General features: G+C 35.7%; 10 protein-coding genes. All 10 read left to right on the forward strand.

Features of this window, described 5'->3' with window-relative positions; all coding sequences use genetic code 11:
• Window positions 1-82 precede the first annotated feature (82 nt).
• Window positions 83-1,702: an AAA family ATPase gene (locus Q4534_RS07895; protein WP_303612624.1), complete on the forward strand. Its 1,620-nt coding sequence runs from the start codon at window positions 83-85 to the stop codon at window positions 1,700-1,702.
• Window positions 1,699-2,442: an HNH endonuclease gene (locus Q4534_RS07900; RefSeq protein ID WP_303612625.1), complete on the forward strand. Its 744-nt coding sequence runs from the start codon at window positions 1,699-1,701 to the stop codon at window positions 2,440-2,442. Before Q4534_RS07895 ends, Q4534_RS07900 begins: the two co-directional genes overlap by 4 nt.
• Before the next feature lie 740 nt (window positions 2,443-3,182).
• Complete coding sequence (locus tag Q4534_RS07905) at window positions 3,183-3,749, forward strand: Crp/Fnr family transcriptional regulator (protein WP_303612626.1); 567 nt, start codon at window positions 3,183-3,185, stop codon at window positions 3,747-3,749.
• A gap of 83 nt (window positions 3,750-3,832) precedes the next feature.
• Window positions 3,833-4,750: an SDR family NAD(P)-dependent oxidoreductase gene (locus tag Q4534_RS07910; protein ID WP_303612627.1), complete on the forward strand. Its 918-nt coding sequence runs from the start codon at window positions 3,833-3,835 to the stop codon at window positions 4,748-4,750.
• 682 nt (window positions 4,751-5,432) lie between these two features.
• Window positions 5,433-5,933 carry an antitoxin Xre/MbcA/ParS toxin-binding domain-containing protein gene (locus Q4534_RS07915; RefSeq protein WP_303612628.1) on the forward strand — a complete coding sequence of 167 codons (501 nt, stop codon included), beginning with the start codon at window positions 5,433-5,435 and terminating at the stop codon, window positions 5,931-5,933.
• Complete coding sequence (locus tag Q4534_RS07920; protein WP_303612629.1) at window positions 5,933-6,412, forward strand: RES family NAD+ phosphorylase; 480 nt, start codon at window positions 5,933-5,935, stop codon at window positions 6,410-6,412. The genes Q4534_RS07915 and Q4534_RS07920 overlap by 1 nt, the downstream gene beginning before the upstream one ends.
• Before the next feature lie 51 nt (window positions 6,413-6,463).
• Window positions 6,464-7,894 (forward strand): serine hydrolase, encoded by a 1,431-nt coding sequence (locus Q4534_RS07925; RefSeq protein ID WP_303612630.1) that lies wholly within the window; start codon window positions 6,464-6,466, stop codon window positions 7,892-7,894.
• A 3,644-nt stretch (window positions 7,895-11,538) separates the two neighbouring features.
• Window positions 11,539-13,344: a helix-turn-helix domain-containing protein gene (locus Q4534_RS07930; protein WP_303612631.1), complete on the forward strand. Its 1,806-nt coding sequence runs from the start codon at window positions 11,539-11,541 to the stop codon at window positions 13,342-13,344.
• A 213-nt stretch (window positions 13,345-13,557) separates the two neighbouring features.
• Window positions 13,558-14,208, forward strand: a complete 651-nt coding sequence (locus Q4534_RS07935; protein ID WP_303612632.1) for a hypothetical protein — start codon at window positions 13,558-13,560, stop codon at window positions 14,206-14,208.
• 658 nt (window positions 14,209-14,866) lie between these two features.
• Window positions 14,867-15,844, forward strand: coding sequence for a D-cysteine desulfhydrase family protein (locus tag Q4534_RS07940; RefSeq protein ID WP_303612633.1), 978 nt, complete (start codon window positions 14,867-14,869; stop codon window positions 15,842-15,844).
• The last annotated feature ends 180 nt before the right edge of the window (window positions 15,845-16,024 follow it).

Consider the following 16,024-nt stretch of genomic DNA (forward strand, 5'->3'; position numbering starts at 1 on the left):
TCAACATTTGTGATGAAAATCGCCACCTTCGCCAAGTCCGAAACCGTTGCCTACAATAAAAAAATAATTTAATCTAAACTAAATGCTATTAAGATCAATTTCAGTGAATCACCATAAAGTAATTGGATCAAAAAAAATAGACTTTTTTGGTAAAACCACTAATCTAACTGTGGATTTAACAAGGGAACACCATACAGATATAGTCTTGGAAATTGACGAGGAAACGAAAGAAAATCATTACACTTTTATCATTGGGCAGAACGGTGTTGGTAAAACGATATTATTCAGAACTATAGTAAACTTTATTAATGCAAATGATTCGTTTGAAGAACCAAAATTAAAGGCACTAATAAACTTTTACACAAACTCGAAAAAATACATTAAATATAACTCCAATTCTGGAGTAAACGAATTAGTAAACTTAGGGATTGATAATTATTTTTCCAATCAAAAAAATCTGATAATTAAAAATTTTCTAGAGCATTATAATTCGTATCTAATTTTAATTTCATCATCGTTTGAAAGAAGTATTGTTCATAAAAATCCTCGCTATAGAAGTTTCAACTATTTATCAGATATAAACACAACAAAAACACTTTTTGCAAAATCATTAATGAAATTCAAGGATGATAAAAAATTGAATATACTTTCAGAACTGCTTGAAAGAGAAACTATAGAATGGAAAATGAGAGGTTATTTATCTGTAGAAGCCAGAGGTGGAATTGAAAATGATGATTTCTTTTTATTGAAAAATAAAAACAATGTTAATATTTTTAACTTTCTGAAGACTATAAGAAAAGTAAATATTTCTGATGACGAGAAGCTCATTACAGAAAACTTGGATTCTCTAGAATTGAATGTTATTGATTCAATATACAACTCTAATGCATTCTTTAAGTTTTATTTTGATTCAAATCAATCGTTTAAAGATCTTTTCGAAAAAATTAACGCTAGTGTTGTGTTGAATAAAATTGAAGGATTTTTAAAAGAAAAAACAAACGACCCTGATGTTGAAAAACACCTAAACATAAGAACTCCTACAAAAGAAAGAAAAAAATGGGAGTTTCTTTTTTCAAATATTAACGAATTATCAGAATTCGACTTGAACACATTACTACTATTAGAAGATTTAAACCTTATTGATTTAAATATCTTCTGCAATGATGTTCAACTAGACTATATGAGTTCTGGAGAGCAAAGTATAATCAGATTATTTAGTTTTTTCTCTGATATTCCTGGAAAAGATAAATATGAAAATCTGTTAATTTTCTTTGACGAACCTGAAAACACCTTACACCCGAAGTGGCAACAAAATTTCCCTCTGTACTTTAGAAGGGTTATTGAAGAGATTTATGAAATTCGGAATTCGCATTTCTTTTTTGCAACACATTCACCTTTAATCCTTATGAAATCAAACACCTCAAACAATTCTAATGTTGTAAGATTTTACAAAGATGATCAAAATGAATTTCAAAGTCACCAAATTGAAAATATTAATTCTTATAGCATTGAAGAAGTGCTCCTAGATGAATTCAAAATCTTATATAGAGATCAAGAAGTAGAATTAAATGTAAATAGAATTTTAAATGATAGTAATGAAAAGGCAAAGCAAAAATTAGACCCTATATATTCCATAGAAAAATCCTTTGAGTTGAAAGAAAACATTAATAAACTCTATAATTCATTAATTTCCAATAAATGAGGTTTATAGAAAAAAATATTAAAACGAATTCCCTAGTAATTGAAGCGAAGAATATATTAGAAACCTCAGGACACTACAATCATAGTGATAGAGTTAGGGATATTATTAGAATTCTTTATTCAGGATGTTGTGCATTCTGTGAGTCTTCTATAGAAGATAGTTCATTCTTTCAAATTGAGCACTTTTATCCTAAAAATATAGCGATATATAAACAGTATGATAAGAGTATTGAAAACTTACATTACTCTTGTCAAAGATGTAATACCTTAAAAGGAAGAAAACTTCAAACAAAAATATTTTCTCCCAACTACTTTTTAAATTCAAATCAATGGATTGAAACTATAGAAGAGAAAATCGAAAATGAGATGTATTATATTGGGTATTTATTATTTTCTTATAACTCTACAAAAAAATCAATCGACAGAGGAAATGAAACTATTAAATTGTTTGATTTAAATAATTTCAATGGTTTTGGAAGAAGTAGTAGGCAGCATCTGGTTGAAAGTCGATTAAGAGTTTTTGATAAGATTTATAATATTCTCAATGTGATCTTTGAGATGTTAATAAGATATGATAAGAAGAATAATGATGCTATAGAATTATTATTCTCTATAGTTTCAAGGCACACTAATCGAACTTCTCATTTTTCAACAATGGTTATTCATAATTTCGGATCTGATTTAATTAAATTATTGGAAATATATTCAATAAAGAAAAATACTGTAGGCAACAAAAGATAGCTGTCCGTACTCTGTTTCACTCCGTACGGCAGCTATCCCGTCCTTGTGCCCCCTAGGTGTAGTTTATGCCTTCGTGAGCTGGGTGTAGGTTTGCAAAACACCCTTCTATCCTTGGCAATTTGCAATTGGAAATGAACGGAATTACCAATGATCCACGGTTATCAAACCTTCTAATCCAGAATATTTTCATCTGTTTTTATTTGTTTTTCAAAGGTCAGAACTTGCCCCAGTTTATCGGGGTGGAATCTCGCTACAATAATCATCCTTTGGCATTACGATTTCGTCATGCTTGTCTGCCTCAGGCAGGCTCGATTTCCTGATCTCTTATTTGATAAGCCTCTCCCATAACTAAAAATAGTCTATCCTTGAATGAATTTCAAATGAATGCTGCCCGAGTGTATTGTTGATTAGGATGGGGTCTCAAATTTCAGTACAGTATTCAAAATTTTGTCCATTTGTTTACATAAAGGGGGTCTTCAGAAGCCATTGCAAATGGCATATAAAAGATTTTGACTTCAAAGTAAGTTAGGAATAAAAGGGTGTAGAAGATTCTACATCCAGCCGGGGCGCTGATAGTTTGGCACTTCTTATTATCTTTATAGGTATTAATAAAGTTGGGGATCAGACTCTACTCTACCCTGCAACCAGAAAAACCGTACAAATAACATAATACGAAAATCAATCCACCTTTTTGCCATTTGACAAATTCCGAATAAAATGCAATGACAACCTTTGTGACTATGGACAAATTAATAAACTATCTGTTGGAATTTGGGCAGTTAAATCAACAGCAAATTGACATGGTAAAAAGAAAAGCACAGGTATTGGAGTTAAAAAAAGGCGATTACTTTTCCGAAGCAGGAAAAATACCAAAACAAGTAGCTTTTATTGAAGAAGGTATTTTCCGGGTATGTTATTATAACAGCAAAGGTGATGAAATTACTAAATACTTTGTTGATGAAAACAATTTTGCGGTGGACATAAACAGCTTCAATCAAAAAATCCCCTCTTCCGAATATGTTCAGGCTGTAACAGATTGTACACTATTTGTATTTTCTACAGAATCACTCAACGATTTATCAGCTACTATCATTCAGTGGGACGGCATTATCAATAAAATAACCGAAAAAGCATTGGTTGAAAAGGTAAATAAACTAAGTCCAATGTTAGCGGAAGATGCTACAACAAGGTATCTAAGTTTTCTTGAAAAGTTTCCGAATTTAGCCAACAGAATTCCGCTTTCCTATCTCGCTTCATATTTAGGAATCACTCAATCATCGTTAAGTAGGATTCGAAAAAGCATCTGAATTCATTATTTGCCAAATGGCAAATGTTTTTGCTTTTGAAGTGCTGAACTTTGCTTCATCATTTTAATAAAAGACAAAAAAATATGGATTCAATAATTATTACAGGAGCAACCAGTGGAATTGGCTTTGAGTGTGCTTTACAAATGGCTCAAATTGCCAAAAACGAACAAATTATCATTCCTGCCAGAAATATTGGAGCAGGAAAAGGCATAATAGAAAAAATAAAAGACAAGACAGGTCATAAAAACCTAAAATGCTTGGAATTGGATTTGGCTTCTTTAGAATCTATAAGAAAGTTTTCTGAATCATTTGCCAAGGAAAAAAACAATTCCATTTCTATCTTGATAAATAATGCAGGAGTACAGAATATTGGCGAAACACAATATACGGCAGATGGATTTGAGCAGACCTTTGGTGTGAATCATCTCGGTTCGTTTGCCTTGACTTTGCAATTGCTGCCCTTAATGAAAAATGACGGACACATAACATTCACATCTAGCGAATCACACGACCCATCACTTAAAACTCCAATAGAACCACCAATTTATACCAGTGTTCAAGAGCTTGCTTTCTCAAAAGAAACTTCCGAAAAAACTAACATAGTTGGACAAAGAAGGTATTCTACTTCAAAATTGTGTAACATAATGACCACTTATGAATTACAAGAGCGATTAAAAAAAACAAATATTAGGGTGAATGCCTATGACCCAGGAATGACACCAGGAACAGGACTTGCCAAAACTTATTCACCTGTTATGCGATTTTTATGGAAAAACGTATTCCCTGTTTTGACCTTATTAAAAAGTAACATACATACACCAGCTCAAGCAGGAAGAAATTTAGCAAAACTTGCTTATTCTGAAAAGTACAAAGACTTAAAGGGAATTTATTTCTCGGATGGGAAAGTTGTTAAAACATCTGTTGATTCTTATAACAAAGTTTTTCAAAAAGACTTGTGGAGTGGCAGCCTTGAACTTACAAAAACCACATTTACAGAATAACAAAAACAAAAAGAAACATCTAAAAAATGGCAGCGGGTAACAATTAAGCTTCAATGATGCGATTAAGGCTTCGGTTAATTGTAGTCCTGAGCAGTCAGGATTGGACTCAAGCTCCGGTAGCTTTCTGCTATGGGGATTGGATTGGTTTTGTTGGGTAATTCAGGGAATTACGTGGCAGTAAAATTATTAAAAAGTAGACGAATTGATTGTCTATTAACGCTTTTAAGTACTTGCTTCATTGATTTTTGAGGTCTTAAAAAACCTAAGACATAGGTGTTCAAGGGCTTCCAGTGAAGCCTTTTTGATAAAGTGTGATTATTGGCGAGGTTATGCATTATTAAGTTGGCGTAAGGGTGGTCCTCGCTCTGGGGCGATTAGCTTGGTTGTAATAAGCGTTTCATTTTCACAGCAGAGGCACCTTTTAGGATTGTAATTGAGTTTTTCCTTGGCGATCTGTATCCAAGAGTATTTAGCCGTTTAAGTTGGTTGGTCTCTTTTTTTGCCAGATTTAGCTCTTTGTTCTTGTTTCTGGATGCCAGAAACTAGCTTCTACACCCAAATCGCGCTCGTTTAATGCCCTTAATAAATGCCAGTGCACCTTACAATGGCCTTAGCATTTATTTCTTATTGAAATTTTATGCAAAGCAATTTTGTTACTATATTACAATAGAATTGCTTTTATATGAAAACACACTTTCAAAAAGTTAAGAAATTCGCCACGGAAAAAAGTGTCAAGCGAGCAAGAGCTACAAGAGAAAAAAGGGCTGGTTGGATTATTAAAGTTCCAGGTGGAGAATATGCCTGGGCCAATAAGATGCAACGGGTGGATATTATTAGAAGAGGACTTCCTTATGACTCAATTGAGGTAATTAGCAAAAGAACTGATCTTCCCATAAAACAAGTTTTAACCATTTTTGGTGTGCCTCAAACTACTTACAACAAAAAGAAAAGGGGAGAAGAATTACTAAGTGGTAGAGATAGTGAAGTAGTACTGCTGTTAACAGAACTTCTCGATTTTGGGTTGGAAGTCTTTAATAATGAATCCGAAAAGTTTCAAAGATGGCTTAAGAAGCCAAATTTATCTTTAGGTGGAGTAAAACCGGAGAGCTTATTCGATTCGGTTACAGGTATTCAAGAGGTTAAAAATGCTCTTAATAGACTTGAATATGGCAATATGGCGTAATGAGAGTTTACAGAGTTGAACGGAAAAAACACATAAAAACCACCCTAAAAGGAATTGGGGCAGCTTTGACAGAAGGATATAGATGGAATAGCCTTAACACCTACCTAGTTTATACCGCAGAATCTCGTGCATTAGCAATTGTGGAAGTCTCGGTTCATTTGGACTTAAATGAAGACTTACCAAATGACAGGTATTATGTTGAAATTGATATTCCGGATGACATTCAAATCCTTGAAATAGATCCGGCAGACTTACCGGAAAACTGGGATTCGAGACCTCCAATATTAGAAACGCAATTTATAGGAGACGATTTTGTAAAAGACGGTGGAGCAGCAGTATTAAAAGTACCAAGCTGCATTGTTAACCAAGAGTACAATTATTTAATTAATCCCAACCACCTGGACTCTTCTCGAATAAAAGTGATTGCTGAAACAGCCATGAATTTTGACCCTAGAATAAAACAAAATGCTAACAAATGATATAGCACATCCCTTTACGCTACCAGGTGATTTTCTAAAACAATTGTAATTATGAATTATATTAAAGCTTTTAGTTTTTTTTCAATTCTAATAATTTCTTCATCACTCAACCTAGTCGCACAAGCCAGTTTTTCTAATGCATTGGAACTAAAAATAGATAGCATTTTTGGAGATTTCAATGATATAAATAAACCTGGAGCCACTGTAGCTGTTGTTAAAAACCAGAAAATTGTCTTTAAAAAGGGTTATGGAAGCGCTAACTTAGAATATGGTATTCAGAATTCACCTGCTACAATATTCCATATTGCATCTGTTTCTAAACAATTTACGGTATTCTCAATCCTATTATTAGAAAAAGAAGGAAAGTTATCTTTTGATGATGATATCCGCAAATACATTCCCGAGGTTCCTGATTTCGGGAAAACAATTACTTTAAGACATTTGGCTTCACATACTAGTGGAATGAGAGATCAGTGGGGCTTACTAGCTATGGCCGGATGGAGACAAGATGATGTTATCACTAAAGCGCACATTTTAAAATTAGTTTCTCAGCAAAAAGAATTGAATTTTAATCCTGGTGAATCCTATATGTATTGTAATACAGGTTTTACTTTATTGGCTGAAGTTGTGGCAAGAATATCTGGTAAAACATTTGCAGCATTTACCGAAGAAAAAATTTTTAAACCCTTGAATATGTTGAATACACTTTTTTATGATGATCATGAAAAAATTGTAAAGAACCGCGCCTATTCTTATCACGCTGTACCTGATAGTAAATACAAGAAAAGTGTCTTAAATTTCGCCAATGTGGGCGCAACTAGTTTATTTACAACTGTCGAAGATTTGGCCCTATGGGCTATGAATTTCTCATCACTTACTGTAGGTGATAAAGCCATTATTGACAAGATGAATACGCTGGCAGTGCTTAACAACGGTGAAACATTTGGCGGTGCTTACGGTCAATTTGTAAACAAATACAAGGGGTTAAATCAAATTCAACATGATGGAGTTGACGCTGGGTTTCGCAGTTATTTAGGTAGGTTTCCTGATCAGAACTTTTCCGTTATGGTCTTTAGTAACTTAGGCCAATCCAACCCAATGAATTTAGCACTTCAAGTTGCAGACCTTTATTTGAACGATGCTTTTGAAAAAGAATCAGAGGCAGTAAATGATGCTGATGGTCCAATTGAATCACATGAGTTTACTCCACCAAATTATGAGGTTTCGGATCTTAAAGAATTTGTAGGAGCGTATTATAGTCCTGAGTTAAATACATCTTACGAAGCTGTTTTAAAGGACGGTAAATTGACGTTTACGCATCATCGCGCTGAAGATATCCCGGGTTCAGTTGTGAAAAATGATAGGTTTCGTGGCGGTTACTATAGCTTTAAATTCGAAAGAAATGATAAACAGCAAATAACAGGTTTTAGGATTTCATCTGGACGAGTTCAAAATTTGTGGTTTAAAAAAATAATTAATTAACTACACAATATCATGTATGGTGCATAGTACCCGGCGGTAAGATACGACAGCATAGGGGACCTTGGGGTGTCACGGAGCTGTGGTAAACCTACCAAGCAGACACACAAATTGGGATAATACTTATCGGAAGACTTAGGGAGGAATTTGCGTAGAGGAAGCTGCGGGAATCCCCTACAAGATGATACCCCCTAATCCTTCCCCAACTTAGACCCGCAAATAGGTAGTGACGAGATAGTAATTTTTAACGGAATTATTAATATTGGGGCGCGGTGGCCGGGCCAAAACTACGAGGCGGCATTGGGCCTTGTTTTAGGAGATTTCTTTTGGCTAGATTTTTCTTTGGTTCGTTTCTTTTCATCAATGTTTACCCTGTCTTATTCAGGGCCTGTCCTGATGCGTAGCAAGTCAGGGGAAAAGAAATGAACGGATAAATATTAAATATGCTTTTACCTTTGCCAAAATTTTAATAATAAGCCCAGCATCTCAATTTCCCATATCTATGCCAAAATATTTACTATTGCATTTGTTACTTTTTTGCTGCAGGCCCAAAAAGTAACCAACCTGTCCAGAGACATCGGGAAAAAGCCCGCCGCTGAGTATCTTTTCGGCTAAAATTTAAGGCCACCCGCACACAGGCAAACTCCTTGTTTTTGGTATTTCAGTTTGCATTGTATGTCAGTTACATGGTCCAAAAACTTCGTCAAACAGTGCCTGTGCCCTTGCCAACCTCGCTTAAATTTCTTAACGCCAAAAATATACAAGGCGGAAATTAATCTACCAAATAGATAAAGTAATATTTATTTGGATTGAGAATTCCTGCAATTGAAAACCCTATTGGTTTCAGTTAATTAGGTCAGTAATGGAAATACTTTTCTGATCACTTTCCTTTTATATCGCCATCGCTAATAAATGGGCGCGGTGGCCGGGCTAAAACTACGAGGCGGAGTTGGGCCTTGTTTTAGGAGATTTCTTTTGGTTAGATTTTTCTTTGATTCGTTTCTTTTCATCAATGCTTGTCCTAATGCGTAGCAAGTCAGGGGAAAAGAAATGAACGGATAAATATTAAATATGCTTTTACCTTTGCCAAAATTTTAATAATAAGCCCAGCATCTCAATTTCCTATATCTATGCCAAAATATTTACTATTGCATTTGTTACTTTTTTGCTGCAGGCCCAAAAAGTAACCAACCTGTCCAGAGACATCGGGAAAAAGCCCGCCGCTGAGTATCTTTTCGGCTAAAATTTAAGGCCACCCGCACACAGGCAAACTCCTTGTTTTTGGTATTTCAGTTTGCATTGTTTTATGTCAGTTACATGGTCCAAAAACTTCGTCAAACAGTGCCTGTGCCCTTGCCAACCCCGCTTAAATTTCTTAACGCCGAAAATCTACAAGGCGGAAATTAATCTACCAAATAGATAAAGTAATATTTATTTGGATTGAGAATTCCTGCAATTGAAAACCCTATTGGTTTCAGTTAATTAAGTCAGTAATGGAAATACTTTTCTGATCACTTTCCTTTTATATCGCCATCGCTAATAAATGGGCGCGGTGGCCGGGCCAAAACTACGAGGCGGCATTGGGCCTTGTTTTAGGAGATTTCTTTTGGCTAGATTTTTCTTTGGTTCGTTTCTTTTCATCAATGCCTGTCCTGATGCGTAGCAAGTCAGGGGAAAAGAAATGAACGGATAAATATTAAATATGCTTTTACCTTTGCCAAAATTTTAATAATAAGCCCAGCATCTCAATTTCCTATATCTATGCCAAAATATTTACTATTGCATTTGTTACTTTTTTGCTGCAGGCCCAAAAAGTAACCAACCTGTCCAGAGACATCGGGAAAAAGCCCGCCGCTGAGTATCTTTTCGGCTAAAATTTAAGGCCACCCGCATACAGGCAAACTCCTTGTTTTTGGTATTTCGGTTTGCATTGTTTTATGTCAGTTACATGGTCCAAAAACTTCGTCAAACAGTGCCTGTGCCCTTGCCAACCCCGCTTAAATTTCTTAACGCCGAAAATCTACAAGGCGGAAATTAATCCACCAAATAGATAAAGTAATATTTATTTGGATTGAGAATTCCTGCAATTGAAAACCCTATTGGTTTCAGTTAATTAAGTCAGTAATGGAAATACTTTTCTGATCACTTTCCTTTTATATCGCCATCGCTAATAAATGGGCGCGGTGGCCGGGCCAAAACTACGAGGCGGCGTTGGGCCTTGTGGGGGGAAGTTTAGTTTTGGCTAGATTTTTCTTTGGTTCGTTTCTTTTCATCAATGCCTGTCCTGATGCGTAGCAAGTCAGGGGAAAAGAAATGAACGGATAAATATTAAATATGCCTTTACCTTTGTCAAAACTGTAATAATAAACCTAGCATCTCAATTTCCTATATCCATCTATGCCAAAATATTTACTATTGCATTTGTCACTTTTTTGCTACAGGCCCAAAAAGTAACCAACCTGTCCAGAGACATCGGGAAAAAGCCCGCCGCTGAGTATCTTTTCGGCTAAAATTTAAGGCCTCCCGCACACAGGCAAACTCCTTAGTTTTTGGTTTTAATTTTGGCCTTGTTTATTTAATGTTTACTAAACCAAAAACTTCGTCAAACAGTGCCTGTGCCCTTGCCAATCTCAACTTAAATTTCTTAACGCCAAAAATATACAAGGCGGAAATTAATTTATCCTATGACCTGAACCTAATTCAGTTTTAAAAACACGACATTGGTAGGGAGGAATTTGCGTAGAGGAAGCTGCGGGAATACCTACAAGCTGGCCCCCCCTAGGTGTAGTTTATGCCTTCGTGAGCTGGGTGTAGGTTTGCAAAACACCCTTCTATCCTTTCCAATTTGCAATTGGAAATGGACGGAATTACCAATGATCCACGGTTATCAAACCTTCTAATCCTGCATAATTTCATCTGTTTATATTTGTTTTCCAAAGGTCAGAACTTGCCCAGGTTTATCGGGGTGGAATCTCGCTACGATAATCATTTTTTGCCCTGACGATTTCGTCATGCCTTTCTGCCTCAGGCAGGCTCGATTTCCTGATCTCTTATTTGATAAGCCTCTCCCATAACTAAAAATAGTCTATCGTTGGATGAATTTCAAATGAATGCTGCCCGAGCGTATTGTGGAACAGGATAGGGTCTCCAATTTCAGTACAGTATTCAAAAATTTGTCCATTTGTTTACATAAAGGGGGGCTTCAGAAGCCATTGCAAATGGCATATAAAAGATTTCGACTTCAAAGTAAGTTAGGAATAAAAGGGTGTAGAGGATTCTACACCCAGCCGGTGAAACTGGTTTTACCACTGCTTCATTTGGTCATCGATTGAAAGAGCTTTTTTAGCTGTAGAGCATAATTAAGCACATTTTTACGGGCTTTCTCAATGATAGATTGCTTTTTTTTTCATAGTTTAAAAGGTTGAAAATTAACACATAAGTCTAAAGTAGGAAGAAATGGCAAAAACTGCCGGCTTCCTGTCTTGGCAGGATTCGTTCAACATTAAGTGTCCAGTTATTTAATATGCTTTAATAGCCCTTATATTGTCTTCTTCAAATATAGGTACCCTGTTGGTGTAGCCAATTAAAAGAAATATCATAAAAATTTAATGTCAGTGCATAGTAACCCTCACAAAGTACAGTAGAAATTGAGCAATCTTCTAACCATACCATCATCCGACAAGTCCATTGCGGTTCTACCTTTTGTGAATATGAGTGCCGACCCTGAAAACGAATACTTCAGCGATGGCATTACCGAAGAAATAATCAACGCCCTAACCACCGTAAAGGGCTTGAAAGTCATTGCCCGCACATCCTCTTTTGCATTTAAGAATAAAAATATGGATGTAAGAACTATTGGTGATCAGTTAGGGGTGAGTACAGTATTGGAGGGGAGCGTCCGGAAAGCCAAAAACAGGGTTCGTATTACAGCGCAGTTGATCAGTACTGATAATGGCACTCACTTCTGGTCAAAAAATTTCGATCGGGATTTGGAGGACATATTCGCAGTACAAGATGAAATAAGCTTACACATTGCTGACCAGATCAGGGAAAATTTTGGTCACCTCAACATTCAGGAACATTTAATTGAAGCACCAACTAAAGATATGGAGGCCTATGACCTTTACCTTAAAGGTCGTCATCAGCATTTAATGTGGGATGGACAAGGAATGGTAAATTCAATAGCTATCTATGAACAATGTGTAACCATAGACCCTTCATTTGCTTTACCTTACTTTGGCTTGGCCTATAGTTACGCCATGTATGGATCATGGACAAATAATAAAGAATTATTACGGTTATCAGAAGAGAACCTTAGCAAAGGTTTTAATCTGGACAAACAATCCTTCAGAGGTTGTTTTGGTAAAGCAACACTACTTTTTTGGGGTCATTGGGATTTCATCAACGGGCAAAAGGTTTTTCAACAAGCAATAGCACTGAATCCATCCTATACGGAAGCAGAAGAAGGATTATGCGAATTGTATACAGCAGTAGGGTATTTCGAAAAAGCACTCTGGCATACTGATAATATTTTAAAAATCAATCCTTTTGCTACGAATCATTATTTTACCAAAGCAAATATTCATTATTTAAACGAGGACTATACCGAAGCTTTGGAATGTTTAGAGATCTCCTTAAGCATCAATCCTGATTTCACACATTCTATCGCATTAAAACAAATCTGCTTAATTCTAACAAAAGATTACGGAAAACTAACTAAATTTTTAGATAAAACCCCTTTGGCAGAGAGGTCGGAAGAATGCCGGGTATTGTACAAATTGGTCAATGCAGAAGAAAAGATCGATGTTGATATGAGCAGGGCTAGCTTCATGATAAAAAAGGAGATTGGGGAGGCGCTTTTTGCCTGGCCGTTGTTTTTGATGGTCCATTTGGGGGAACACGAAATGGCATTGGACTTTTTGGAAGAAAACATCAAAATGCGCAGAGGTCAAATTATAAACTTCATGAATATTCCGCTGCTTAAACCTTTGCACCAGTATCAGCGATTTCAGGATTTAGTACAAGCTGTTTTCCGTGTAGAACTATTGCCACCTAATCCCGAAATACAAATACAAATCACCTCTACTAAAGCCTTAATGTCAGATTCAGAAATAGACCTGGCTTTAGAAATGGTTGGCAAAGGAATGGAAGAAGATAAGTGGTTTCAAAACCCTTCTTTATCTTTACGTGAGCTGGCCGAAAACGTGAATATTAGCGGTAACAAGCTTTCTTGGTTGCTGAATGAACGAATGGGTCAAAACTTCAATGAATACATCAATAGTTTTCGTGTAGAGAACTTTAAAGAGAATGCCCTAAACCCTGCGAATAGCCACCTTACGCTTCTAGCACTAGCTTACGAAAGCGGCTTTAATTCTAAAACGGTATTCAATTCCTTCTTTAAAAAAATCGAAGGGATGACACCAAAAGCTTGGTTGAGCGCTAACCAAATTTAAGCCTATTTAAAAGGTTCCAAATATCACTATTAAGTCCGCAATTTCATTTCAGGACGATTTACCTTCCTTTCCATACCATCTTTGCCTTATCAATTCGATAAAGCAGAGTAAAAAATCATGAGATGGTGCTTCCTTCCTCTTTACCAAATAAACGAACAACAGCGGGAGGTGCTTTGTAAAAATCGGAATTTTCAAAATAAAAATATTAATATCATGAAAAATTTATTTACAATTCTATTATTTACTTGCACGCTAAGTGCTTATGCTCAAACTTACTCTCCAGCGGGTAAGAAAACTGAAGTAGCCCATAAGTACAGATTCAGTCTCCCTTATTTCATTCCTGAAGAGGCTATATCGGGTCCATGGGACGCTCGAAAAAGTACTCAAATGATAGAGTTTCATATTAAACGCAACTTGGATAATAAGAACATCATAGGACTGAAGTTTGCCACCTGGCGATTGTTTCAGCCGATGGGAATCCAATATTGGGATGGTCTTATGGACAAGTTAGAGACAGAAAGTGAATTCTATCCAGGACATGTGCGAGAAAGAGGAATAGGAATAACCTACCAACGAATGCTATGGAAAGGGCTATTTGCAACTGTTGAAGTTTTACCGCAATTTCAAACCTATAAGGATCTAGACGGTAACAAAGTTGGAAATGGGTTTAAAATTTATAATTCATACCATTTGGGTTACCATATCTCATTTGGTAAGAAAAAACGATTTTTTATAGAACCTCAAATTCACTTCAACCACTGGATGTTTGATAACAATGCACCTGATGGATTTAAGGAGTTAGATGATAAATGGGCAAACTACTTTGCTATAGAACCAAACATATACCTGGGGGTGAATTTTTAAGCTATAGTCTGACAAGTCCGGATTCACAATTCTTGGCTTGTCAACCTTAGGCACAAAACAATAAATAGCTGGCTTTAGGGTTTCAGCTGGACGCGTTCAAAATTTGTGGTTTAAAAGAGTAAAATAATTAATTGCACATAATAATTAACCTACAATGATGCGATAAAGGCTTTCGCATCATTGTAGTCCTGAGCGATCAGAATTAGTTCTAAGCATCTGGTAGCCTTTTGCTATGGGGTTGGATAGGTTTTGTTGGGTAATTCAGGGAGCAAATTATTAAAAAGTAGGCGAATTGATTGTCTAGTAGTGCTTTTAAGTCCTTGCTTCAATGATTTTTGAGTTTTTGTAAGTGGAACGTTGCATGGATTAACAGCAGTGAGTAGGGTAATGGTCTACCGGAGTCATAGGGCTGGCTTGGTTAAAGATGGACTGTTCAAATGCTGGGTAGATTCATGTGAAAAGCAAATAAGGAAGGCTATTGGGAGGCCATATATGGGAATACTTCATTCCCTGTCTCGTTTTTTCGGGGTCAGTCCTGAAATTAACAGGCTACGGTTTGATAAAGGGTTGCTGATCCTTTGCTTCTTATTATCTTTATTGGTATTAATAAAGTAGGCTATCAGGCGCTACTCTAGGCAGTAATTAACAAAATCAAAAAATGATTGACAATAAATTTAATTTAGGCTTTTTTCCTACTCCATTACAAGAATTAAGAAAATTATCAAAAAAATATCCTGATTATAATATTTTTATTAAAAGAGATGACAATACTGGACTAGCTTCTGGTGGAAATAAAACTAGAAAACTGGAATATTTAATCAAACAAGCGCTTGAAGAAGGTTGTGATACAATTATTACAGCAGGAGCACAGCAATCAAATCATTGTAGACAAACCGCCGCCGCTTGTTCTATAGCTGGATTAAATTGCTATTTACTTTTAGGAGGTGAAAAACCTGAAGTATATGATGGAAACTTATTGCTTTCGTCAATCTTAGGCGCAGAGATACATTTTACAGGTGAGAATAGAAAAGGGGAAGATATAGAAGCATTAAAAAACAAGCTTGAGAATAAAGGGAACAAATGTTTTGTAATTCCCTATGGAGGTTCAAATGTCACTGGCGCTATGGGATTCGTTAATGCAGTTAAGGAATTAAAAGAGCAATTGATTCAACAAAAATTAAAAATCGATTATATTTTTTTTGCTTCTAGTTCAGGAGGGATGCAAGCAGGATTAACTCTCGGAAAAGAAATCTATAACTTAAATTCGGAATTAATTCCAATTAGCATAGATAAAGAGGAAACTAATGGGCTTTCTCTCGAAGAAGTTGTTTTTAACATTGTAAAAGAGGGTTTACAAAAGATGAATGTCAACAAAAAAATTCAACTTTCGGATATTTACTTAAATAGAGATTACGATAAGGGTGGCTATGGTGTAGTGACTAAAAATGAAATTAATTCCATTAATGAATTGGCAAGAAATGAAGGTATATTATTAGATCCTGTTTATACTGGAAGAGCATTCTATGGTATGCTTGATTATTTAAAAGAGAAAAAAATACCATCTAATTCTAATGTACTGTTTTGGCATACAGGTGGATTGCCCGCCATTTTCAAATATGCGAATGAACTCAAATAACTACTGCCAACATTAAAGCTACAAGGATGCGATTAAGGCTTCTGCCATTGCAGTCCTGTTCGGTCAGGATTAGGGCTCAAGCTCAGGTAGCTTTCTGGGATGGGGATTGGATCGTTGGTTTTTGAGGTCTCAAAAAACCTTATTATTAGGTATCTAAGGCATTCTATAAAGCCATTTTGA

This window comes from Cyclobacterium sp. 1_MG-2023 (genome assembly GCF_030546805.1).
Classification (GTDB): domain Bacteria; phylum Bacteroidota; class Bacteroidia; order Cytophagales; family Cyclobacteriaceae; genus Cyclobacterium.

Excerpts from the sequence above, each read along its gene's own strand:
- Q4534_RS07895 (WP_303612624.1), top strand. The coding sequence starts at position 83 with ATGCTATTAAGATCAATTTCAGTGAATCACCATAAAGTAATTGGATCA.
- Q4534_RS07900 (WP_303612625.1), top strand. The coding sequence starts at position 1,699 with ATGAGGTTTATAGAAAAAAATATTAAAACGAATTCCCTAGTAATTGAA.
- Q4534_RS07905 (WP_303612626.1), top strand. The coding sequence starts at position 3,183 with ATGGACAAATTAATAAACTATCTGTTGGAATTTGGGCAGTTAAATCAA.
- Q4534_RS07910 (WP_303612627.1), top strand. The coding sequence starts at position 3,833 with ATGGATTCAATAATTATTACAGGAGCAACCAGTGGAATTGGCTTTGAG.
- Q4534_RS07915 (WP_303612628.1), top strand. The coding sequence starts at position 5,433 with ATGAAAACACACTTTCAAAAAGTTAAGAAATTCGCCACGGAAAAAAGT.
- Q4534_RS07920 (WP_303612629.1), top strand. The coding sequence starts at position 5,933 with ATGAGAGTTTACAGAGTTGAACGGAAAAAACACATAAAAACCACCCTA.
- Q4534_RS07925 (WP_303612630.1), top strand. The coding sequence starts at position 6,464 with ATGAATTATATTAAAGCTTTTAGTTTTTTTTCAATTCTAATAATTTCT.
- Q4534_RS07935 (WP_303612632.1), top strand. The coding sequence starts at position 13,558 with ATGAAAAATTTATTTACAATTCTATTATTTACTTGCACGCTAAGTGCT.
- Q4534_RS07940 (WP_303612633.1), top strand. The coding sequence starts at position 14,867 with ATGATTGACAATAAATTTAATTTAGGCTTTTTTCCTACTCCATTACAA.